This is a genomic window from Aminobacter sp. P4_D5 (assembly GCF_056401815.1).
The window spans coordinates 19124-41736 of the sequence record NZ_JBFUIP010000034.1; the positions used below are offsets into that span (position 1 = coordinate 19124).

21 protein-coding genes are annotated in these 22613 nt (G+C 62.0%); 2 read left to right on the top strand and 19 right to left on the bottom strand.

The genetic code is table 11. From position 1 onward, the window contains the following. Positions 1–30: 30 nt before the first annotated feature. The 7 genes from AC1DWF_RS10115 to dusB all read right to left on the bottom strand — a co-directional run bounded on the left by AC1DWF_RS10115 (position 31) and on the right by dusB (position 9810). Positions 31–894, bottom strand: a complete 864-nt coding sequence (locus tag AC1DWF_RS10115) for a D-amino-acid transaminase (protein WP_476785995.1) — start codon at positions 892–894, stop codon at positions 31–33. Between the two features lie 77 nt (positions 895–971). Continuing rightward, complete coding sequence (gene trkA, locus AC1DWF_RS10120; protein ID WP_476785996.1) at positions 972–2348, bottom strand: Trk system potassium transporter TrkA; 1377 nt, start codon at positions 2346–2348, stop codon at positions 972–974. A gap of 77 nt (positions 2349–2425) precedes the next feature. Then, positions 2426–3787, bottom strand: coding sequence for a nitrogen assimilation response regulator NtrX (gene ntrX / locus AC1DWF_RS10125; RefSeq protein WP_476787556.1), 1362 nt, complete (start codon positions 3785–3787; stop codon positions 2426–2428). Beyond that, positions 3777–6113: a sensor histidine kinase NtrY-like gene (locus tag AC1DWF_RS10130; RefSeq protein WP_476787557.1), complete on the bottom strand. Its 2337-nt coding sequence runs from the start codon at positions 6111–6113 to the stop codon at positions 3777–3779. The genes ntrX and AC1DWF_RS10130 overlap by 11 nt, the downstream gene beginning before the upstream one ends. A gap of 81 nt (positions 6114–6194) precedes the next feature. Next, positions 6195–7652 (bottom strand): nitrogen regulation protein NR(I), encoded by a 1458-nt coding sequence (gene ntrC, locus AC1DWF_RS10135; protein WP_476787558.1) that lies wholly within the window; start codon positions 7650–7652, stop codon positions 6195–6197. Beyond that, a complete protein-coding gene (locus tag AC1DWF_RS10140; protein WP_476787559.1) occupies positions 7649–8785 on the bottom strand; it encodes a two-component system sensor histidine kinase NtrB in 1137 nt (378 codons plus the stop codon). The genes ntrC and AC1DWF_RS10140 overlap by 4 nt, the downstream gene beginning before the upstream one ends. Continuing rightward, positions 8782–9810, bottom strand: coding sequence for a tRNA dihydrouridine synthase DusB (gene dusB / locus AC1DWF_RS10145; RefSeq protein ID WP_476841646.1), 1029 nt, complete (start codon positions 9808–9810; stop codon positions 8782–8784). Before dusB ends, AC1DWF_RS10140 begins: the two co-directional genes overlap by 4 nt. Before the next feature lie 140 nt (positions 9811–9950). On the opposite strand from dusB, the gene AC1DWF_RS10150 reads away from it, so the two are divergent. Together AC1DWF_RS10150 and AC1DWF_RS10155 are read left to right on the top strand one after the other, a co-directional pair. Continuing rightward, the gene (locus AC1DWF_RS10150; RefSeq protein WP_476786261.1) at positions 9951–11174 is read left to right on the top strand and encodes a bifunctional 2-C-methyl-D-erythritol 4-phosphate cytidylyltransferase/2-C-methyl-D-erythritol 2,4-cyclodiphosphate synthase; all 1224 of its coding nucleotides are present in this window, start codon (positions 9951–9953) and stop codon (positions 11172–11174) included. Further along, positions 11171–11677 (top strand): CinA family protein, encoded by a 507-nt coding sequence (locus AC1DWF_RS10155; RefSeq protein ID WP_476786262.1) that lies wholly within the window; start codon positions 11171–11173, stop codon positions 11675–11677. The genes AC1DWF_RS10150 and AC1DWF_RS10155 overlap by 4 nt, the downstream gene beginning before the upstream one ends. Here the strand turns inward: AC1DWF_RS10155 and AC1DWF_RS10160 are convergent. The 12 genes from AC1DWF_RS10160 to eno all read right to left on the bottom strand — a co-directional run bounded on the left by AC1DWF_RS10160 (position 11653) and on the right by eno (position 22336). After that, positions 11653–12114 carry a type II toxin-antitoxin system RatA family toxin gene (locus AC1DWF_RS10160; protein WP_476841647.1) on the bottom strand — a complete coding sequence of 154 codons (462 nt, stop codon included), beginning with the start codon at positions 12112–12114 and terminating at the stop codon, positions 11653–11655. The genes AC1DWF_RS10155 and AC1DWF_RS10160 overlap by 25 nt on opposite strands. 10 nt (positions 12115–12124) lie before the next feature. Further along, positions 12125–13087 carry a lipoyl synthase gene (gene lipA / locus AC1DWF_RS10165; RefSeq protein WP_476787562.1) on the bottom strand — a complete coding sequence of 321 codons (963 nt, stop codon included), beginning with the start codon at positions 13085–13087 and terminating at the stop codon, positions 12125–12127. 12 nt (positions 13088–13099) lie between these two features. After that, positions 13100–13381 carry a GlsB/YeaQ/YmgE family stress response membrane protein gene (locus AC1DWF_RS10170; protein ID WP_476787275.1) on the bottom strand — a complete coding sequence of 94 codons (282 nt, stop codon included), beginning with the start codon at positions 13379–13381 and terminating at the stop codon, positions 13100–13102. An 82-nt stretch (positions 13382–13463) separates the two neighbouring features. Beyond that, complete coding sequence (gene lpdA / locus AC1DWF_RS10175) at positions 13464–14909, bottom strand: dihydrolipoyl dehydrogenase (RefSeq protein ID WP_476787563.1); 1446 nt, start codon at positions 14907–14909, stop codon at positions 13464–13466. A gap of 18 nt (positions 14910–14927) precedes the next feature. Continuing rightward, a complete protein-coding gene (locus tag AC1DWF_RS10180; RefSeq protein WP_476786144.1) occupies positions 14928–15509 on the bottom strand; it encodes a GNAT family N-acetyltransferase in 582 nt (193 codons plus the stop codon). A 1-nt stretch (position 15510) separates the two neighbouring features. Further along, positions 15511–16149 carry an SGNH/GDSL hydrolase family protein gene (locus AC1DWF_RS10185; RefSeq protein WP_476786143.1) on the bottom strand — a complete coding sequence of 213 codons (639 nt, stop codon included), beginning with the start codon at positions 16147–16149 and terminating at the stop codon, positions 15511–15513. Between the two features lie 48 nt (positions 16150–16197). After that, the gene (locus AC1DWF_RS10190) at positions 16198–17559 is read right to left on the bottom strand and encodes a pyruvate dehydrogenase complex dihydrolipoamide acetyltransferase (protein ID WP_476786142.1); all 1362 of its coding nucleotides are present in this window, start codon (positions 17557–17559) and stop codon (positions 16198–16200) included. Positions 17560–17573: 14 nt separating this feature from the next. After that, a complete protein-coding gene (locus AC1DWF_RS10195) occupies positions 17574–18950 on the bottom strand; it encodes a pyruvate dehydrogenase complex E1 component subunit beta (RefSeq protein ID WP_476841648.1) in 1377 nt (458 codons plus the stop codon). A 14-nt stretch (positions 18951–18964) separates the two neighbouring features. Further along, entirely contained in the window at positions 18965–20008 is a 1044-nt protein-coding gene (gene pdhA / locus AC1DWF_RS10200; RefSeq protein ID WP_476787103.1) for a pyruvate dehydrogenase (acetyl-transferring) E1 component subunit alpha, read from the bottom strand. 174 nt (positions 20009–20182) lie between these two features. Beyond that, the gene (locus tag AC1DWF_RS10205) at positions 20183–20512 is read right to left on the bottom strand and encodes an FtsB family cell division protein (protein ID WP_476787105.1); all 330 of its coding nucleotides are present in this window, start codon (positions 20510–20512) and stop codon (positions 20183–20185) included. Positions 20513–20601: 89 nt separating this feature from the next. Next, complete coding sequence (locus AC1DWF_RS10210) at positions 20602–21057, bottom strand: DUF6636 domain-containing protein (protein ID WP_476787565.1); 456 nt, start codon at positions 21055–21057, stop codon at positions 20602–20604. 4 nt (positions 21058–21061) lie between these two features. Further along, entirely contained in the window at positions 21062–22336 is a 1275-nt protein-coding gene (gene eno, locus AC1DWF_RS10215; protein ID WP_476841649.1) for a phosphopyruvate hydratase, read from the bottom strand. Positions 22337–22613: the final 277 nt, after the last annotated feature.

Genomic DNA, 22613 nt, shown 5'->3' on the forward strand with positions numbered 1-22613 from the left:
TGAATTTAACCATTTACGCCCAAGCGGTTATCAGGCTTGGATTTTTTCCGCAACGTCAAAAAAGGCTTCCCGAAGGGAAAGGGCCACCGATCCGGGGTGCCCATTGGCGACCGGCTGGCCGTCAATCTCAACGATTGGCATGATCAGCGTGGTTGCCGCCGAGATGAAGGCTTCGCGCGCGGATTTGGCTTCATCGACGGTGAAACCGCGCTCCTCGATCTTCAATCCAAGTTTGTCGGCGACCGCAAACAGCGTGGTGCGGGTGATGCCGCGCAGGATGCCGCTGTCGGCAGGCCGGGTCACCAGGCTGCCGTCCTTGGTGACGATCCAGGCGTTGGTGGCAGCCCCTTCTGTGACCTTGCCGTCTACATCGACGAACCATGCCTCCTGGGCGCCGGCTTCCTTGGCCTGCTGGCGTGCCAGCACGTTGGGCAGCAGCCCGACAGATTTGATATCGACGCGGTCCCAGCGGTTTTCCGGCACGGTGATCACCTTGATACCCGTGCTCGCCCGCTTGGCGGCGGCCGCCGGATCGGTGCGCTTGGCGGTGACCACCAGCGCGGGACGCGTGCCGTTGGCTGGGAAGACGTGGTCGCGGGGTGCTACGCCACGCGTCACTTGCAGATAGACCATGCCATTGTGGACGCGATTGCGGGCAATGACTTCGCGCATGATGTGCACGAGAACGGCGCGGTTGACCGGCCGGTCGATCCTGAGTTCGGAAAGCGAGCGGTCGAGCCGGTCAAGGTGCCCGACGCTATCGACGATGAAGCCGCGTGCCACCTCGCAGACCTCGTAGACGCCGTCGGCGAACTGGTAGCCGCGGTCCTCGATATGCACAAAGGCGTCCGAATGGGCGACGTAGCGCCCGTTGACATAGGCAATGCGCGGCATGGTTTTCGTACCCTCGAGATTCTACGGCGTTCTAGACGATTTGCGCGGTGCGGCAATGTGCAAATGGCTGGTCCAGATCAGAAGAACTCGAGGCTGACCCTGAACATCTGCTCGACATGCTTGACCGCCTTGTCGAGCGCGAAAATGACGACGCGGTCCTTGGGCCTGATCTTCACCGAACCGCTCGGCTTGACCACATGGCCGTCGCGATAAATCGCGCCGATGCGCATGCCGTCGGGCAATTCCAGATCACGCAGCAGCGTGCCGACCAAAGGCGAGGTTTCGAGCGCTTCGGCCTCGATGATTTCGGCGGCACCGCGCTGGATCGAGTGCACCTGCCTGATTCGGCCGCGCCGGACATGCTGGAGCACGCGCGAAATGGTGACGGCACTTGGATTGACATGTGCGTCGATACCAAGCGGCTTGGTCAGGTCCTGATAGGACGGATTGTTGATGAGCGCGAGGTTGCCCTTGCAGCCGAGGCGCTTGGCCATGACGCTGGACAGGATGTTGACCTGGTCGTTGTTGGTCAGCGCGACCATAAGGTCGGCATCCTGGATGTCTGCCTCCATCAAAAGCTTCTGGTCGAGCGCGCTGCCGTTGAGCACCACCGTGCGGCGCAACTCGTCGGCGACCTTGACCGCCCTCTCCCGGTTCGCCTCGATGATCTTGATCTTGGTGCGGCTCTGGCGCTGTTCGAGCGTACGGGCGACGAACAGGCCGATATTGCCACCGCCGGCGATGACGATACGTGTCGCCTCCTGCTCCTCATGCCCAAACAGGCCAAGCGTGCGGCGCACCTGGTCCTTGGTCGTCACGACATAGGCGAGATCGCCCGCCACCAGCTGGTCGGCCGAATGCGGGATGAACAGGCGGTCGTTGCGGGTGACGCCGACGACCGTCGATGGCAGATCGGGGAACAGTTCGCTGAGCTGTGCCAGCGGGGTGTTGATGACAGGGCAATCTTCCAGGCACTCGATCGCCACCATGATGATGTGGTTTTCGGCAAATCGAACCACGTCGGTGGCGCCGGGCAGCGAGATGCGCCGAAGCACCATCTCGCCGACCTCAAGCTCCGGCGAAATGATCACGTCGATCGGTAGATGGTCGCGCGAAAACAGGTCCTGGTAGTGTGGCTGGAGGTAGGATTGCGAGCGGATGCGCGCGACCTTCATCGGTACGTTGAACAGCGCATGCGCCACTTCGCAGGCGACGATGTTGACCTCGTCGAAAAGCGTCACTGCGATGATCATGTCGGCGTTTTGCGCGCCGGCCGCCTCCAGCACTTCCGGATGCGAGCCGTGACCGACAAAACCGCGCACATCAAGCTGATCGCGCACCGAATGGATCAGTTCGGGTGCCGTATCGATGATCGAAACGTCGTTCTTTTCCGCAGCCAATCGTTCGGCGATACCGTAGCCGACCTGCCCCGCCCCACAGATGATCACGCGCATGTGGGACGTCTATCCTGTCTGGCTGGCACGGCACTCTTATGGAGCTCCATCCGAGTCTCGGCTTTCAGAATCATGTTCTAGACGCCAAGCGACTTGAGTTTGCGGTGAAGGGCCGAACGCTCCATGCCGATGAACTCCGCCGTCTTCGAGATATTGCCGCCGAAGCGGTTGATCTGGGCGATGAGGTATTCCTTCTCGAACATCTCGCGTGCCTCGCGAAGCGGCAGCGCCATGATGTGCTGGTCAGACTGGTTGGGCGCGCGTGGCATGACGTCGCCAATCTCTGACGGCAGCAGGTCGGCGGTGATCGGCTGCTCGGGATTGTCGCTGCGCGCAAGGATCAGCAAGCGCTCGACATTGTTGCGCAGCTGGCGAACGTTGCCTGGCCAATTGTGGGCCTGGAGCACGGCCAGTGCGTCATCACCGATGCGGCGTGGCTTGATGCCGGCCTGCTTGGCCATCTGCTTCATGAAATTGTCGACGAGATAAGGAATGTCTTCCCGGCGCTCGGCGAGTCCCGGCACCATCACCGGCACGACAGCAAGGCGATGATAGAGGTCCTCGCGGAAACGACCCTCGGCAATCATCGCCTCCAGGTTCTGTGCCGTCGACGAGATGATGCGCACATCGACCTTTACCCGCTTGGTGCCGCCGACGCGCTCGAACTGCTGTTCGACCAGAACGCGCAGGATCTTGTTTTGCGTCTCGCGCGGCATGTCGGCGATTTCGTCGAGGTAAAGGATACCCTGATGGGCCTCTTCCAGAGCGCCGACCTTGCGCTCGCCACCGTTCGATTCGGTGCCGAACAGCTCGATCTCCATGCGCTCGGGCGTGATGGTCGCAGCGTTAAGCGCGACGAACGGGCCGGTCTTGCGTGCCGACAAAGCGTGGATGGCGCGTGCCGCCATCTCCTTGCCGGAACCCGACGGTCCGATGATCATGATGCGGCTGTTGGTCGGCGCGACACGATCGATGGTTTGACGCAGCTGGCTCATCGCCGACGACATGCCGATCAGGTCGTGCGTTTCACCACTGCGCATCTTGAGGTCAGAAACCTCGCGCTTGAGCTTCGAGGTTTCGAGCGCGCGCTCGGCGATCAGGATCAGCCGGTCGGCCTTGAACGGCTTTTCGATGAAATCATAGGCGCCGCGCCGGATCGCCGAGACCGCGGTCTCGATGTTGCCGTGGCCCGAGATCATCACGACGGGCAGGCTGGGGTGCAAGGTCTTGATCTCGTCGAGCAATGCCAGCCCGTCGAGCCGCGACCCCTGAAGCCAGATGTCGAGGAAAACCAGACGCGGCGCACGGTCCGCAATTGCGGCAAGCGCGCTGTCGGCATCGAACGCAGTACGGGTTTCATGGCCCTCGTCGCTCAGAATGCCTGCGACCAGTTCGCGGATGTCTTCCTCGTCGTCAACGATGAGAATATCAGATGCCATTTCTGACCTTTTCGTTTTCTCTGACCTGCACTGTGTCCCCGGCCCCCTTGGGTGCCGCAGCCTCTTCGGCTGTCGCAGGCAGGATCATGCTGATCATCGCGCCGCGCCCGCCGTGGAAATCGGCTGGTGCGTCGTGAAGTTCCAATCTTCCGCCGTGGTCCTCGACAATCTTCTTGACGATAGCGAGGCCGAGGCCCGTGCCCTTCTCGCGGGTCGTCATATAGGGCTCGAGAAGCCGTTGACGATTTTCGCGCGGCAGGCCCTTGCCGTTGTCGATGACATCGATCCGGATCGAGTTGCCGTCCCGGCGCGCTCGGATTTTAATAACGCCGGGTTCGCCGGTATGGCGCTCTGCCGCCTCGATCGCTTCGGCAGCGTTCTTGATGACATTGCCGAAGGCCTGGGCCATTAGGCGGCTGTCAAAGGTTCCCTTGAGCGGACCGGCGGTGATGTCGCGTTCGAAGGCGATGTCGGCACGGCTGACCTCGACAAGGAACGAGGCTTCGCGCAGCGGCTCGCGAATGTCGGTCACCTTCATTTCCGGCTTCGGCATGCGCGCAAAGGCGGAGAATTCGTCGACCATACGGCCGATGTCGCCGACCTGCCGGATAATCGTCTCGGTGCACTGGTCGAAGACCTCGCGGTCCTCGGTGATCACCTTGCCGTAGCGGCGGCGGAGACGTTCGGCCGACAGCTGGATCGGGGTCAGCGGGTTCTTGATCTCATGGGCGATGCGCCTGGCCACATCCGCCCAGGCGGAAGTGCGTTGGGCGGTCACGAGATCGGTAATGTCGTCGATCGTTACGACATAAGACTTGTCGCCGACTTCGCTCTCGCCTTCCTCGACCGTCACCTGGACGTTGAACGTGCGCTCGGCACCGGCGCGATAAAAAGTCACCTGCTCGCGATAGACGGCACGGCCCGACTTGCGCCCGATTTCAAAGACACGGCCGACATGCGGCAACAGGATCGACAGGTTCTGGCCGAGCGACTCGGACGCCGAGATCGCCAGCATCTCCTCAGCCGACGGATTGACGATGGTGATGATGCCATAGGGATCGACGCCGATGACGCCCGCGGTCACGCCCGAAAGCACGGCTTCCGAAAAGCGTCGCCGCTCATCGATGACGTCCTTGGCGGTCAGGATTTCGTTACGCTGCGACTTGAGCTCAAGCAGCATGTTGTTGAACGTGTCGCTGAGCGCGCCGACATCGCCATCCGATTGGCGCACAGGCACCGAAACGTCCAGATTGCCAGTCGCCACCTCGTCCGCAGCGCCGATAAGCTGGCGGATTGGCCGCACAAGGCGGTCGGCGACCGCGATGCCGGTCCAGATCGCCGACAAGACCACGATCAGCGTCAGGCCGAGATAAAGCAGCGCAAAGGCAATTTGCGTCGTGCGCCGGTTGGCGCCGAGGTCGCGATATTCGTCGGTATTGGCGGTAACGATCTGGCGTGCCCTGATCACATCAGGATCGACCAGCCGGATCGTGTAGAGGTAGAGCCCTTCGATCTCGCGCAGCTTGACGATGGCGCCGACGATATTGCGCGTCCGCGGATCGATCAGCACCGGCTTGCCGTCGGCGGCAGCTTCCACCGCCGCCTGCGGCGGCTCAGGCATGGCAAAGTCAGCACCGGTCTTGGCACTCATGACAAACGAACCGTCAGGCCTGATCAGCGCTGCGTGGGCAAGTGCGCGCAATTGCGCCTGCCTGCCCATGAAATCGAGGAAGCCGCTGCGGTCGAGACCGTAGAGAGAGCGCGCATTGTCGAGGTCGTTGGCCATCGACAATGTCGTGCTCTGCAGATTGCGCGCATTTTCCTGGACATAGGCTTCGGCGATCGACAGCGAGGAATTGATGATGGTCCTCGTCCTGATCTCGAACCAGCGGTCGAGGCCGATATCCAGCGTGATCGACGCAACGATGGCAACCAGCAATGCCGGCAATGCCGCCACCAGCGCAAACATGGTGACGATGCGTACATGCAGCCGCGACGCCGCCTTGCCATGCCGGCGAGCCATGGCGATGCGCTGGATTTCGACGACGATCAGTCCGATGAGGATCAGGACGAACACTGCGTTGATGCCGATGAGCGCAAGTGTCGTCGTCGAATCAGGCGTGATCGGCGTGACGCCAACGAGGATGGCGAACGACACCGCAGCCGAAACCAAAGCGGCAGCGATCGCCACCACGCCCGGAAGCGCAAGAAGGCGACGACCTTCCTGCCGGCCCCGTTCGGGAAAGAGCGTTTCGTTCTGAGGTTGTGCCTGGCTCGCCATGCTGCCGTGTAAAGACATTGATTGCGGCGCATCTATGCAACGCATTGTGGCGATTATGCAACATTTTCGACGCAAGCGAAATGTTTCGGCAGGCTTTCGACAGATTAACGTTTGGCCTTCGTCGCGTCAGGCGGGCCGGGACGACTTGAAGACGTTGACGCCGAGCTCGCGGATCTTCTTGCGCAGGGTGTTGCGGTTGAGTCCCAGAAGCTCCGCGGCCCTGATCTGGTTGCCGCGCGTCGCCGTCATCGAGGCCAGCACGAGGGGGTATTCGACCTCGGCCAGAATGCGCTGGTAGAGACCGGGCGGCGGCAGGTCGCCGGCAAACATGGCAAAATAGCGCTGGAGGAAATGCTCGACCGCCTGGCCGACCGGCAGATCGTCGGGAATGAGGTTGCCGCCTGGCACGACAGGCTGTTCGCCGGTCTTGAGTTCGGACTCGATGATTTCGGCCGAAATCTCGTCCTGCGGATAAAGCGCCGCCAGCCGGCGCACCAGGTTTTCCAGCTCGCGCACGTTGCCCGGCCACGGATAGCGCTTCATCAGCTCAACACCGCCAGATGAGATATGCTTGGCCTGCAGCCCTTCGCTCACGCCCTGTTTGAAGAAGTGGCGGACAAGGTCTGGAACGTCTTCCGAACGCTCGCGCAATGCTGGAAGGCGAAGCGGCACAACATTGAGACGATAGAACAAATCCTCGCGGAACAGGCCCTGATTGATGAGGGTCCGGAGGTCCTTGTTGGTCGCAGCCACGATGCGCACATCGGTCTTGATCGGGGTGCGCCCGCCGACTGTCGTGTATTCGCCCTGCTGCAGCACGCGCAGCAGCCTTGTCTGCGCCTCCATCGGCATGTCGCCGATCTCGTCGAGGAACAGCGTACCGCCGTCGGCCTGTTCGAAACGTCCAGTCGAGCGGTTTTGCGCCCCGGTGAAGGCACCCTTTTCGTGGCCGAACAGCTCGGATTCGATGAGGTCGCGCGGGATTGCGGCCATGTTGATGGCAACAAACGGACCGTTGCGGCGGCGGCCATATTCATGGAGCGCGCGCGCCACCAGCTCCTTGCCGGTGCCTGATTCGCCTGAAATCATGACGGTTAGATCCGTCTGCATCATGCGGGCGAGCATGCGGTAGATGTCTTGCATCGCAGCCGAGCGCCCGACCAGCGGCATGGTTTCAGGCTGGTCGTCGTGGCGTTGGTCGATCTTTGGCCGGCGCGGCTCGGTGAGCGCCCGGTTGACGATGCTGAGCAATTCGGTGAGGTCGAAGGGCTTCGGCAGATATTCGTAGGCGCCGGTTTCCGACGCGCGGATGGCCGTCATGAAGGTGTTTTGCGCGCTCATGACGATGACGGGCAGTTCTGGCCGGGCCTTCTTGATGCGCGGCAGCATATCGAAGGCATTTTCGTCGGGCATGACCACGTCGGTGATCACCAGATCGCCCTCGCCGGCCGCCACCCAGCGCCATAGCGTCGCGGCATTGGAGGTGACGCGGACGTCGTGCCCCATGCGCGACAGCGCCTGGTTGAGCACCGTGCGGATCGCCGCATCATCGTCGGCGACAAGAATGTTTCCGCGCACGCTCATCGATGGGCTCCTTGGCTATCGTCGTCCAGATGCACGGGCAGTTCCTTCCAGGCGGGCATGAGGATGCGGAAGGTGGTGCCGCGCGGTGTCGATTCGCACTCGATCACCCCGCCATGGTCGCCGACGATCTTGGCGACGAGTGCGAGGCCTAGTCCCGAACCGTTGGGCTTGGTGGTGATGAACGGGTCGAACAGGATCGGCAGAATGTCTTCCGACACACCTGAGCCATTGTCATGCACGCAGAATTCGAGCGGCAGCGACACGCGGTCCTGGCTGCCGGGGATCGACATGCGGATACCCGGCTTATAGGCGGTCGACAGCGTGATCTCGCCATGCAGATCGTGGCCGATCGCCTCGGCGGCGTTCTTGACCAGATTGAGGAAAATCTGCACCAGCTGATCGCGGTTGGCGTAGACCGGAGGCAGCGATGGATCATAATCCTCCAGGATCTTGATACCATTGGCAAAACCATTCCTGGCAATCGCCTTCACATGGTCGAGAACGACGTGGATGTTGACCGGATAACGGTCGATCGGCCGCTCGTCGGAAAAGACCTCCATACGGTCGACAAGCTTTACGATGCGGTCGGTCTCGTCGATGATCAGCCGGGTCAACGAACGATCCTCGTCAGACGCATTCAGCTCCAGCAATTGTGCTGCGCCCCTGATGCCCGAGAGCGGATTCTTGATCTCGTGGGCGAGCATGGCGGCAAGGCCGGTGACCGAGCGCGCCGCGCCGCGATGCGTCATCTGGCGGTCGATCTTGTCGGCCATCGAACGTTCTTGGAACATCACCACGACCGAACCCGGCAGTTCGGCTGCGGGTGCGACGTAAAGATCGACCATCTTTTCGATGCCAAGCCGGGGCGACGAGACGTCGACCCGGTATTCGTTGACCGGCGTATTGCGTTCGCGCACCTGCTCGACCAGTTGCAGGATGGGGCTGCCAAAGGGCACGAAACGCGACAGCTCGCTGCGCGCCAGCATGGTGGCGCTGGAGCGGAAAAAGTCCTCGGCATCGGCATTGGCGAAAGTGATGAAATTATCCGGCCCGATCATGATGACCGGGCGACGGATCGTGTTGAGCACGATCTGCGCGGCATCAGCAGGAATGGGCGTCAAGGCAGCGCTCATGCCGCATTCCTTTCGACAGCACTTTCGCTGAACGCCGTAAGTGCTTCACGTAGCGAAGAAATAACCTGTTTCGGATCGAATGACGTCAGCACCCCACGACGGAGATCGTCCGGCACCCCTGACGTGTGGCGATCAAGATACCAGCCGAGATGCTTGCGCGCCTGGCGCAGCCCGCTTTCGATACCGTAGAGCGCGAGCATGTCTTCGTAGTGAGCGACGACGTAGTCCGCCATTTCAGCCGATGATTGCGGCACGCCAGCTGCGGTGCCATTCGTTGCCGCCGCAGCGATCACGCCTGCCGTCCACGGCGCGCCATAATGCGAGCGTCCTGCCATGACCGCATCGGCACCGGACTGTGCGAGAATCTCCGCGGCATCCAGCGCGGTTGCGACATCGCCATTGGCGACCACCGGGATGCCGACAGCCAGCTTGACCCGCGCAATCGCGCGCCAGTCGGCCTTGCCCTGGTAGAACTGGCAACGCGTGYGGCCATGCACAGTGACCATCTTGACGCCGGCCTGTTCTGCGCGACGAGCCAATTCTGGTGCATTGAGCACGCCGTCGTCCCAGCCAAGCCGCATCTTCAGCGTGACCGGCACCTCGACGGCACCAACGACAGCATCGATCAGCGTCAGCGCGAAATCGAGGTCGCGCATTAGTGCTGAGCCGGCGTAGCCGCCTGTCACCTTCTTGGCTGGGCAACCCATATTGATGTCGATGACATCGGCACCTTCGCTAACGGCGATACGAGCGCCTTCGGCCATATGCGCGGCCTCGCGGCCGGCGAGTTGCACCATATGCACCGGCAGGCCGGAATGGCGGATTCGGAAGCCGCTGGAGCCGCGCCCCTTGGCGAGTTCGCCACTGGCAACCATCTCCGAGACGACCAATCCGGCGCCATGCGCGTAAGCGCGCGTGCGAAAGGCTTCATCGGTGACGCCGGACATCGGGGCCAGAAACACCCGATTGCGGATCGTCACATCGCCGATCGAAAGTGGCTCGCCAAGTTTACTGAGATCATTCATGCACAAAAACAAAGCACCATTTGTCTCTGCACAATGAGTAGCCATGATCGGCTCATTGTGCAACTGCGAAATGACAGCCGAATGCGGCGCTTTCTGGATTCCTCTGGCCTTCCGCAGGCCTCGCGGCTAAGCCTCTGCACATGAACGCAGAAGCCTTGCCGAACCATCAGAATTCAAAAGTCGCCGTCGTCATCGTGGCTGCCGGCCGTGGTGAACGCGCCGGCCAGACCGACGGTCCAAAACAGTACCGCAAGATCGGCGGCAAGGCCGTCATCTGGCATACGCTGAAGGCCTTTCTCGACCATCCCAGAGTTGGCCAGGTGGCGGTGGCCATCCATGCCGACGACGCAGAACTGTTCGCAAGCGCGGCCGGCGAGTTCGCATCTCGGGTGATAGCCGTCGTGGGCGGTGCAACCAGGCAGGAATCGACGCGCCTAGCACTCCTCGCGCTGCAGTCCGCCGGACCAGCAGCAGTGCTTGTCCATGACGGCGTGAGGCCGTTTGTTGGCACTGACGTGATCGACCGCACGATTGAAGGCATCGACGAGAAACATGGGTCGCTGCCGTCCCTGCCCGTTTCCGACACGCTGAAGAAGGAAGCTGATGATCGCACGGTTGCTGAAACCGTGCCGCGCGCAGGTCTGCACTCGGCACAGACACCGCAAGGTTTTCCTTTCGAACCGATCATCGCCGCGCACCAGCGCGCCTTCGAAGCCGGCCGCAGCGACTTCACCGACGATTCCGCCATCGCAGAATGGGCAGGCATCCCGGTCCGACTGGTGCTCGGCTCGCCCGACAACATCAAACTCACCTGGGCAAAGGATATCGCCATGGCCGACCAGCGCCTTACCGGTCAAACAACGAGCTTCCCCGACGTCCGCACCGGCAACGGTTATGACGTGCACTCCTTTGAGGCGGGCGACCATGTCTGGCTATGTGGCGTGAAAATCCCCCATTCGAAGAAGCTGAATGGCCATTCCGACGCCGATGTCGGGCTCCACGCGCTGACCGACGCACTGCTTGCCACCTGCGGCGCCGGCGATATCGGCACGCATTTCCCACCGTCCGACCCGCAATGGAAGGGCGCTGCATCGCGCCAGTTTGTCGAGCATGCCGCAAAGATCGTTCGCGCACGCGGCGGGCGCATCGCCAATGCGGATATCACCCTGATCTGCGAGGCACCACGCGTCGGGCCACATCGCGAAGCCATGACCGCAGAGCTTTCCGACATGCTGCGCATTGCCCCCGAACGCGTCTCGATCAAGGCGACCACCAACGAAAAGCTTGGCTTCGTCGGCCGCGAGGAAGGCATTGCCGCGATCGCGACCGCAAGCGTGGTCTACCCCGGAGAACTGCCGGAATGAGCGACATCGGCGCCCTCGCCTCGACCCTGCTCGAAGCTTGCGAGGCGCATGGCGTCATGGTCGCCACCGCTGAAAGCTGCACAGGCGGCATGATCATTGCGGCGCTGACCGACATCGCCGGGTCCTCGACGGTCGTCGACCGAGGCTTCATCACCTATTCCAACGCAGCAAAGATGGAGATGCTCGGCGTCTCTCCCGCCACGCTCGAAGCACATGGCGCGGTGTCGCGCGAGACGGCACTCGAAATGGCCGCCGGAGCGCTTGCGCGTTCGGGTGCCAGCCTCGCATTGGCGGTTACCGGCATTGCAGGGCCAGGCGGCGGCTCGTCCGAAAAGCCGGTCGGCCTCGTCTGGTTCGGTGTCGCCAGGAAAGGCGCACCGCCTGAAGCTGAGTTCCGCATCTTCGAAAACAAGGGGCGTGACTTCATCCGCCGCGAGACGGTCAGGACAGCGCTTGGACTCGGCCTGAGGGCCGTCGATCAGACGGCTTTCGCTGGCCCGTAGATCACATCGGCGCGTTTTTCGAAGGCTTCGGCGAACATGCGGAAGGCGCGGTCGAACATCGTGCCCATGAGCACGCCAAGGATGCGGCTCTTGAACTCGTAGTCGATGAAGAATTCGACATCAGCGCCGCCATGCGCCGCTGCCACGAACTTCCACTCATTGGTGAGATAGCGAAACGGACCATCGAGGTATTTGACGTCGATGGTGTTTTCCTCGGGCGTGAGAAGCACCTGCGTGGTGAAAGTCTCGCGGATCGCCTTGTAGCCGACAGTCATGTCGGCAACGAGGATCTCGCGGCCGTCGCGCTCGCGCCGCGAGYGCACATTGAGTGCCTCGCATAGAGGCAGGAATTCCGGATATTTTTCCACATCAGCCACCAGCGCGTACATTTCTTCCGGCGAGTGGCTGACGCGGCGCGTGGTTTCGAACTTCGGCATTCCGCGTTGATCAGGCCTTCTTGGCCAACAATGCTTCGCGCGCGGCGCGCAGCTTGGCGAAATCGTCGCCGGCATGATGCGACGAGCGCGTCAACGGGCTCGAGGCGACAAGCAGGAAGCCCTTGGACTTGCCAACCGTGGCGTAAGAGGTGAACTCCTCCGGGGTGACGAACTTCTTGACCGGATGGTGCTTCTTGGTCGGCTGYAGATACTGGCCGATGGTCATGAAGTCGACATTGGCGGTGCGCAGGTCGTCCATCAATTGGAGCACTTCGTGACGCTCCTCACCGAGGCCGACCATGATGCCCGACTTGGTGAAGATCGACGGGTCGATTTCCTTGACCCGCTGCAACAGCCGGATCGAGTGGAAGTAGCGCGCACCGGGACGAACCGTCAGATAGTTCGATGGGACCGTCTCCAGATTGTGGTTGAAGACGTCGGGACGGGCGGCAACGACGATCTCGAGCGCGCCTTCCTTGCGCAGGAAGTCGGGCGTCAGGATTTCGATCGTGGTCTGCGGTGTCAGCCTGCGGATAGCGTGGATGACGTCGGCGAAATGCTGCGCGCCACCATCGGCGAGATCGTCGCGATCGACCGAGGTGATGACGACATGGGTCAGGCCCATCTGGGCGACGGCCTTGGCCACGCTCTCCGGCTCGTTGGGATCCACCGCTGTCGGAATGCCGGTTGCGACATTGCAGAAGGCGCAGGCCCGCGTGCATATCTCGCCCAGGATCATGAAAGTGGCGTGCTTCTTTTCCCAGCACTCGCCGATATTGGGGCAGCCGGCCTCTTCGCAGACGGTGACAAGCTTGTGCGACTTCACGATGTCGCGCGTTTCCTGATAGCCGCGGGATACCGGCGCCTTGACGCGGATCCAATCCGGCTTACGCAAAACCTCCTGATCGGGCCGGTGGGCCTTTTCAGGGTGCCGCACGCGCGGACGGTCGTTCAGATCGAGCACAGTGACCATCAGTCTATCCTATCAAGGCCGACGCGCTTGCGAGCGGCCGAAAATCCAGAGCAAGATCAGCGCGCCGGCAATGGCGACGATGAGATTGCCCATGAACCCGTAATAATGGATGCCGAGCAGCCCTGCCAGAGTGCCGCCGACAAACGACCCGGCAACGCCAACGAGGATGTTGGTCAAAAAGCCGTGGTCGCGGTTCATCGTGCGTTCGGCAACATAGCCGGCGAGGAAACCGACGAGCAGCATGCCGAAGAAACCGACACCGGGCATGCCGAGAATTCCGTAGCTCTGTTCCATCGTTCGTCTCCGGCCATTCGCCTGATATCAGCGCATATAGTGCCAATCGGCGCGCCGCAACAGGCGCGCCAGCGCTGCCCTGTTATGCGTTGAGCGCGCGGCCATAAGCGTCGAGCACGCTTTCCTTCATCGTCTCCGAAATCGTCGGATGCGGGAAGATGGTGTGCATCAGCTCTTCTTCGGTGGTCTCGAGGTTCATCGCGACGACAAAGCCCTGGATCAGCTCGGTAACTTCGGCGCCAACCAGATGCGCGCCGAGCAACTGGCCCGTCTTCTTGTCGAAGATGGTCTTGACCATGCCCTGGTCTTCGCCGAGCGCGATGGCCTTGCCATTGGCAACGAACGGGAAGCGGCCGACGCGGATGTCCTTGCCCTCGGCCTTGGCCCTGGCTTCGGTCAGGCCGACGGAAGCGACCTGCGGGTTGCAATAGGTGCAGCCCGGGATCTTCAGCTTGTCCATCGGGTGCACGTTGGGCAGGCCCGCGATCTTTTCGACGCAAATAACAGCTTCGTGCTCGGCCTTGTGGGCCAGCATCGGGGGACCTGCGACGTCGCCGATGGCGTAGATGCCCGGCACGTTGGTCTTGCCGTAGCCGTCGATGACGATGCAGCCGCGATCGGTCTTGATGCCAAGCGCCTCAAGGCCGATGTTTTCGATATTGCCCTGCACACCGACGGCCGAGATCATCCTGTCGGCGGTGATCTTCTCGACCTTGCCGTCCTTCATCTCGACATGGGCAGTGACGGAGTTCGCGCCCTTCTCGACCTTGGTCACCTTGGCTTCGAGGTGGATCTTCATGCCCTGTTTTTCGAACTGCTTCTTGGCGAAGGCGGAGATTTCGGCATCCTCCACCGGCATGACCGCCGGCATCACCTCGACGACAGTCACATCGACGCCCATCGTGCGGTAGAAGGAAGCGAATTCGATGCCGATCGCGCCCGAGCCCATGACCAGCAGCGACTTGGGCATCTCCGGTGGCACCATGGCCTCGAAATAGGTCCAGATCAGCTTGCCATCAGGCTCGATGCCGGGCAGTGCGCGCGGCCTGGCACCGGTGGCGACGATGATGTGCTTGGCGCTGTAGGTGCCCTCGCCCAGCGTGTTCTTGGGCAGCGGCGCCTGCGGCTCCATCGGCTTCTTGGTCGATTTCGACACGATGATCTGGCCGGGCTTGGTGAGCTTGGCCTCGCCCCAAATGACGTCGACCTTGTTCTTCTTCATCAGGAAGCCGACGCCGCCATTCATGCGCTGGGCAATGCCACGCGAGCGGTCGACAACGGCCTTGAGGTCGGCGGTGATTGTGCCTTCAAGCTTGAGGCCGTAATTCTTGGCGTGCTCGGCCAGGTGCAGAACCTCGGCCGAACGCAGCAGCGCCTTGGTCGGGATGCAGCCCCAGTTGGAACAGATGCCAGCGAGGTGCTCGCGCTCGACGATGGCGGTCTTGAGGCCAAGCTGGGCGGCACGGATCGCCGCGATGTAGCCGCCGGGACCGGAGCCGATGATGATGACGTCGTAATTCTCAGCCATGAGTGTCCTGCCTCTTGATCAAGTCGCGCTGCGCGTGAGCAGCACCCAGTCGTGTTTCTTGCTGTTTTCGTCGAGCGGTACGGATGGGTGGCGCGCGATCTCTTCAAATCCGCGGGATTTGTAGAGGCCAAGCGCCACCTCGTTGTCGCTTTCGGTGATCAGGCTGACGGGCCGTGCGCCCGCGCGGGCGATCTCGTGGTCGACCAGCTGTCGGCCTATGCCGCGTCCGCGATGGTGCGAATACACGCCGACGCTGTCGATGAACCAGTGGCCGATGGCCTGTTTTTGAAGGATCAGGATCGGCTCGAACACCGGATGCGGCGCCTCTTCGTCGGCGAATGAAGGCTCGACTGCATGGCCGATCACCACGCCGGCGATTTCATCATCGACCTGCGCGAGGCTCGCGTCCTTCCAGCCGGCGCGCTCATCGTCGTCGCGCATCAGATTGCGGCCATGTTCCAGCGCTGTCTGCGTGGTGCCGTCAAGCACAGCGCCATACCAGAGCCATGAGGCCAGGCCATGCGACGACAGATCAACGAGAACGGCCAGCTCGGCGGCGTCGCGTCGTTCGGCCCTGCGGATGGTGACAACGCCAGCCAAGCTAAAGCTCCAGCATCACGCGCACGATGGGCGCAATAGCGTGGCCGATCAGCCGCGTGTTTTCGGCATCGAGATGGACGCCATCGAGCGGTGTGGTCTCCGCCACCGAGCCGGCATCGAAGAAACCGCAGCCGACCTCGTCGGCGAGCGCGGCATAGAGCGGCGCGAGCTGCCTTGAGGCTTTGTCGCCGCCGGCGAACATGTCCTTGAACTCGGCATTGGCCGTCCGGCTGACCACCGGCGGCGAAACCAGCAGGATTTCAGGTGCCGCATATTCCATGCCGTGATCGTAGGCGCGGATGATCGATACAAGCCGCGCCATGCCTTGCTTGGCGGCCAGCGGATTGCCGTGGATCCACGGCTTCATGTCGTTGGCGCCCAGCATGATGATGACGAGATCGAGCGGCGTGTGCGTACCCAGGATCGTCGGCAAGGCCCGCGCGCCGTTGCGGTCGGCGGTTGCGAGATGGTCGTCAAAGGCGGTGGTGCGGCCGTTGAGGCCCTCGGCGATGACGTTGACGCCAGCGCCGAGTTCGGCCTGCAGCACGCTTGGCCAACGGTCTTCGAACGCATGACGGCTGGGACCCGCGGCATCGTAGCCCCAGGTCAGCGAGTCGCCGTAGCAAAGCACAGTCTTCATGATTGAAGTCCTCGAATCCCCTCCCTTGAGGGAGGGGAAATGGGGGAACTACACCAGCATGCCCATCGGGTTTTCGATGAAGCGCTTGAAGGCCGACAAAAGCTCGGCACCGAGCGCGCCATCGACGGCACGATGGTCGGTCGACAGCGTCACCGACATCACATTGGCGATCTTGATCTCGCCGTTCTTGACCACCGGCCGCTCTTCCCCGGCGCCAACGGCCAGGATGGTCGCATGCGGCGGGTTGATGACGGCTGAGAAGTCCTTGATGCCGAACATGCCGAGATTGGACACGGCACTGGAGCCGCCCTGATACTCCTCGGGCTTGAGCTTGCGGTTGCGTGCCCGCCCAGCCATGTCCTTCATCTCGTTGGAGATGACCGACAGGGTCTTGATGTCCGCCTTGCGGATGATCGGGGTGATCAGACCGCCGGGGATCGAGACGGCGACACCGACATCGGCGTGCTTGTGCTTGACCATGGCCTGATCGGTCCACGACACATTGGCGTCGGGAACGGCGGTCAGGGCCAGCGCAAGGGCCTTGATGATCATGTCGTTGACCGACAGCTTGTAGGCCGCAACGTCGCCCTTTTCAGTCTTGCGCACTGGGGCTGCAGCATTGAGCTGGGCCCGGAGCGCCAGAAGCGCGTCGATCTCGCAATCAAGCGTCAGGTAGAAATGCGGGATCGTGCTCTTGGCCTCGACCAGGCGGCGCGCGATCGTCTTGCGCATGTTGTCATGCGGGATGAGCTCGTAGCTGCCTTCTTCAAACAGCTTGAGCACCTGATCGTCGGACATGCCCTTCGGCGCAGGAGCCGCAGCACCTGCTGCGGGAGCCTTGGCAGAAGGAGCTGCCTTGGCACCGCCACCTGATATCGCCGCCTCGACGTCCGCCTTGACGACACGGCCATGCGGGCCGGTACCGGTCAGCGCCAGAATGTCGACATTGGCGTCCTTGGCGATGCGACGGGCAAGCGGCGACGTGAAGGTGCGGCCGTCGGCGGCCGAAGCAGAACCGTTGGCGGCAGGCGTAGCTGCCGGAACAGCGGCAACCGGCGCAGCCGCAGGAGCCGCAGGCGTGGCGGCCGCAGCCGGCGCTTCGGCCTTGGCAGGCTCTGCCTTTGCAGGGACGGCATCACCGCCCTTGGCAGTGGCAGCGACATCTTCGCCTTCAGCGGCGAGAATGGCGATCAGCGCGTTGACCTTGACGCCCTCGGTGCCGGCCGGAACCAGCAGCTTGGCGACCGTGCCTTCATCGACGGATTCGACTTCCATCGTCGCCTTGTCGGTTTCGATCTCGGCGATCACGTCGCCGGGCGAAACCTTGTCGCCTTCCTTGACCAGCCACTTGGCCAGATTACCCTCTTCCATGGTCGGCGAAAGGGCAGGCATGGTGATATTGATCGGCATGATGACCTCCCGCCCTAGCGATACGTGACTGCTTTGACCGCCTCGATCACTTCGCCGACATTCGGCAGAGCGAGCTTTTCGAGATTGGCGGCGTAGGGCATCGGCACGTCCTTGCCGGCGATGGTGATGACAGGCGCATCGAGATGATCGAAGGCGCGCTGCGACACCTGGTTGGCGATGAAGTCGCCGACCGAGGACTGCGGGTAGCCTTCTTCGACGACGACCAGCCGGTTGGTCTTCTTGACCGAGGCGATGATGGTGTCGAAGTCGAGCGGACGAATGGTCCTGAGATCGATGATCTCGACGTCGATGCCCATCGCACGCAGTTCGGCCTCGGCCTTGATCGCGTAGGTCATGCCGATGCCGAAGGAGACGATGGTGACGTCCTTGCCCTGCTTGTGGATGCGCGCCTTGCCGATCGGCAGCACGAAATCGTCGAGCTTCGGCACTTCGAAGGAATGGCCGTARAGGATYTCGTTYTCGAGGAAGATGACCGGGTTCGGRTCGCGGATCGCAGCCTTGAGCAGGCCCTTGGCGTCGGCCGCCGAATACGGCATCACCACCTTGAGGCCGGGAATGTGGCTGTACCACGCGGCATAGCACTGCGAGTGCTGGGCCGCGACCCGGGCAGCCGCACCGCTCGGTCCACGGAAGACGATCGGCGCGCCCATCTGGCCGCCGGACATRTAGAGCGTCTTGGCGGCGGAATTGAYGATSTGGTCGATSGCCTGCATTGMGAAGTTGAAGGTCATGWACTCGACGATCGGGCGCAGGCCGGCCATCGCAGCACCGACGCCAACGCCGGCAAAGCCGTGCTCGGTGATCGGCGTGTCAACAACGCGACGCGGACCGAACTCCTGGAGCAGCCCTTGCGTGATCTTGTAGGCGCCCTGGTACTCGGCAACCTCCTCGCCCATGATGAAGACGTCGCCATCGCGGCGCATCTCTTCGGCCATGGCGTCGCGCAGTGCTTCACKCACAGTCGTGGTGACCATCTCGGTGCCAGCCGGAATGTCCGGATCGGCGGCGACTTCGGTCTTGGGCGCGGCGGCAACGGGTGCGGCAGCCGGAGCAGCGGCGGCCGGTGCAGCTGCAGGCGCTTCCACCTTGGCAGGCGCAGCCCCCTTGCCGATGTCGGCAGCGCTTTCGCCGTCCTGCAGCAGCACGGCGATCGGCGTGTTGACCTTGACGCCTTCGGTGCCGGCAGCGATCAGCTGCTTGCCCAGAATGCCTTCGTCAACGGCTTCCACTTCCATGGTCGCCTTGTCGGTTTCGATTTCGGCGATGACATCGCCAGCGACAATTTTGTCGCCTTCGTTCTTCAACCACTTCGACAGATTGCCCTCTTCCATCGTCGGCGAGAGCGCAGGCATGAGAATTTCGATCGGCATGTTCGCGCCCTCCCTTAGATCAAGATATCGGTCCAGAGCTCGGAAGCATCCGGCTCGGGATCGGTCTGAGCAAAGTCTGCGGCGTCAGCCACAATGTCGCGAACATCCTTGTCGACCGCCTTGAGATCGTCCTCGGTCGCCCACTTCTTGGCGATGAGGCGCGCCTTGACCTGTTCGATCGGGTCGTGCTCCGAGCGCATCTTCTGCACTTCGTCCTTGGAGCGGTATTTTGCCGGGTCGGACATCGAGTGACCGCGATAGCGGTAAGTTTCCATCTCGAGGATGATCGGACCGTTGCCCGAACGGCACCATTCGGTGGCGAGATCGCCGGCGGCCTTGACCGCGCGCACGTCCATGCCGTCGACCTTGATGCCCGGAATCTTGAAGGACACGCCGCGCTGCGAGAAATCCGTCTCGGCCGAAGCACGCGTAACGGCGGTGCCCATGGCGTAGCGGTTGTTTTCGATGACGTAGATCACCGGCAGCTTCCACAGCGCGGCCATGTTGAAGCTCTCGTAGACCTGGCCCTGGTTGGCAGCGCCGTCGCCGAAATAGGTCACCGAGACATTCGGGTTCTCGCGGTAGCGATTGGCAAAGGCCAGACCGGTCCCAAGTGACACCTGGGCGCCGACGATGCCGTGGCCGCCGTAGAAATGCTTTTCCTTGGAGAACATGTGCATGGAGCCGCCCTTGCCTTTCGACAAGCCGCCCCGACGCCCGGTCAATTCGGCCATGACGCCTCGCGCCGACAGCCCCATGGCCAGCATGTGGCCGTGGTCACGATAGGCAGTGATCATCTGATCGCCTTCGATCAGCGACATCTGGAGGCCGGTGACGACAGCCTCCTGGCCGATGTAAAGGTGGCAAAAGCCGCCGATGAAGCCCATGCCGTAGAGCTGGCCGGCCTTTTCTTCGAAGCGGCGGATGAGCAGCATCTCGCGGTAGGCCGCGACATCCTGTTCCTTGGTGAAATCGACCGGTTTGGGCGTTACCGGAGCAGATAGAGATTTTGTGTCAGATTTGGTTTTGGCAGGCGCTTTTCTGGCGGCGGTGGCCATGCATCACTCCCTAGTGGCGTCTCTTTGCGGACAATGAGGAGATCATGCATAATCTCTCCTCTCCATGACCAAAACGCTAGCATGTAGAATGACGCTGCGCCATGCGGAAAAATGCATAGCAGGCATGCGGTTAAGCGCCTAAAAACGTTGGATTTCTTGTTCATTAACTTGAAGTCAGTTAATGCGGCGCTCGGATGGCCGCATTATGGTCAGCTCATCTGCATGGGACATATTGAGGGCGTTTCGCGCCTGCTCGTCAAGCATGTCCTTTTCCAGCGAGCCGTCATGCAGCATCTGCACCCGCCGTTCGACAGACATGCGATGTGCCCTGACCGTATCGAGCTTGGCCTGAAGCTCGACCGCGCGCGCCTCGAGCCGATACTTGGAATAGATGCCGAATTCGCCATGATAGGCATGAAAGCCGAAATAGGACAAAAACATCACTGCCAAGGCAGGGACGATGAAGCGGCCGGTGTTTGTCTGCTTGTGCTGGCGTGTCCACATGGTGCGCAAAACCTCTCGCACCCTTGTCGCTCCATCATACTTAATGCCGGGTTACGACAGGCTCGTTCCGCGCGAAAAACGAGTCGAATTCAAAACAGCCGCTGCCGCGCCCGCGAAAGCTCAAATCCCGCACCCCGCCCATTGGTGCAGGTCACGCCCGAGCGCTCGGAGACGCAGCTGATGTTTCCGCGCTCGAAAGTCTCGCCGTAGGCCAGCTCCGGATAATCGCCGACGATGGTGTCGCCGACGCACATCAGCACGCCACGCCTCGACGTTTCATCCAGGCCGAAATCGTTGCCCCAGTCCAGTTCGCAGTCCTGCGGGCGTGGTGGCAGCGGCGTTGACTTGTCGGCAATGTTGCAGCGTATCGATGCATCGTCGTCGAAGAACATGCATTGAATGTTGCCGGTCGGCGAACGGAAACCGTTCGCCAAATCTTGCGCCATGGCGGGCGACGGATGAAGCCAGATGGAGGTCGCAGCCATCAGCAGGCAGCAAACCAGGCTGTTTGCCCTCTCGCTTTGCCGCCCGCCTGGCGTGCCCATCGGGTCAGCCGCGCAAGATCGAGCGGCCGGCGAAGCGCGCCTGCCTGCCGAGTTCTTCTTCGATGCGGATCAGCTGATTGTACTTGGCGGTGCGGTCCGAACGGGCCAGCGAGCCGGTCTTGATCTGACCGCAGTTGGTGGCGACCGCGAGATCAGCGATGGTCGAATCTTCGGTTTCACCGGAACGGTGCGACATGACAGCGGTGTAGCTTGCCTTGTGCGCGGTTTCGACTGCGTCGAGCGTTTCGGTCAGCGAACCGATCTGGTTGACCTTGACCAGGATCGAGTTGGCGACGCCCATCTTGATGCCGTCGCGCAGGCGGGCCGAATTGGTGACGAACAGGTCGTCGCCGACCAACTGCACCTTGTCGCCGCACAGGTCGGTCAGGTACTTCCAGCCTTCCCAGTCGTCCTCGGACATGCCGTCCTCGATGGAGATGATCGGGTAGTCGGCGGCGAGCTTTGCGAGGTACTTGGCCTGCGCCTTGGGATCGCGGGTCTTCTTTTCGCCCTCGTAGACGTAGTTGCCGTCCTTGAAGAACTCGGTCGCTGCGCAATCGAGAGCGAGTGCCACGTCTTCGCCGGGCTTGAAGCCGGCCTTTTCGATCGAGGCCATGACGAAGTCGAGAGCTGCCTGGGCGCTCTTGAGGTTCGGAGCAAAGCCACCCTCATCGCCGACATTGGTGTTGTGGCCGGCGTCCTTCAGACCCTTCTTCAGAGTGTGGAAGATTTCCGAACCCCAGCGCACCGCGTCGCGCAGCGAAGGCGCGCCGATCGGCATGATCATGAACTCCTGGAAGTCGATCGGATTGTCGGCATGAGCGCCGCCATTGATGATGTTCATCATCGGCACCGGCAGCACGCGAGCGTTGGGTCCGCCGACATAGCGATAGAGCGGCAGGCCGGAAGCTTCGGCAGCAGCCTTGGCAACTGCGAGCGACACGCCGAGGATGGCATTCGCGCCGAGGCGGCCCTTGTTGGGCGTGCCGTCGAGCTCGATCATCGTCTGGTCGATATGGATCTGGTTTTCGGCTTCCATGCCGCCGATCGCCTCGAACAGCTCGCCATTGACGGCCTCGACGGCGCGCTCGACACCCTTGCCGAGATAGCGCGTGCCGCCATCACGAAGCTCCATCGCCTCATGGGCGCCGGTCGAGGCACCCGAGGGAACCGCTGCACGGCCCATCGAGCYGTCCTCGAGGACAACGTCCACCTCGACGGTTGGATTGCCGCGGCTGTCGAGAATCTCGCGGCCGACGATATCGATGATTGCTGTCATGTGAGGCATCCCCGGGAGCTGATCGCAAATAGGATCGGTTGGATTTCCGCGCTCGTCTTAGCCAAAGCAGAAGAAAACGCAATCGCGGCAGGGCAAATATCACGCAACGTCAGGCATCAGATTCACTTTCGGCAAAACGCTGTCACCATAATTCATCCCGTTGGGCAGGCATTCGCCACACTTTCGGGTAAACTATGCCTGCGCGGGGCGAAACAGAGGGAGTTTCGCCATGTCCGAGTTGAGTGGTATCCTGAGTTTGTTCTTCATAGCCGCAGCC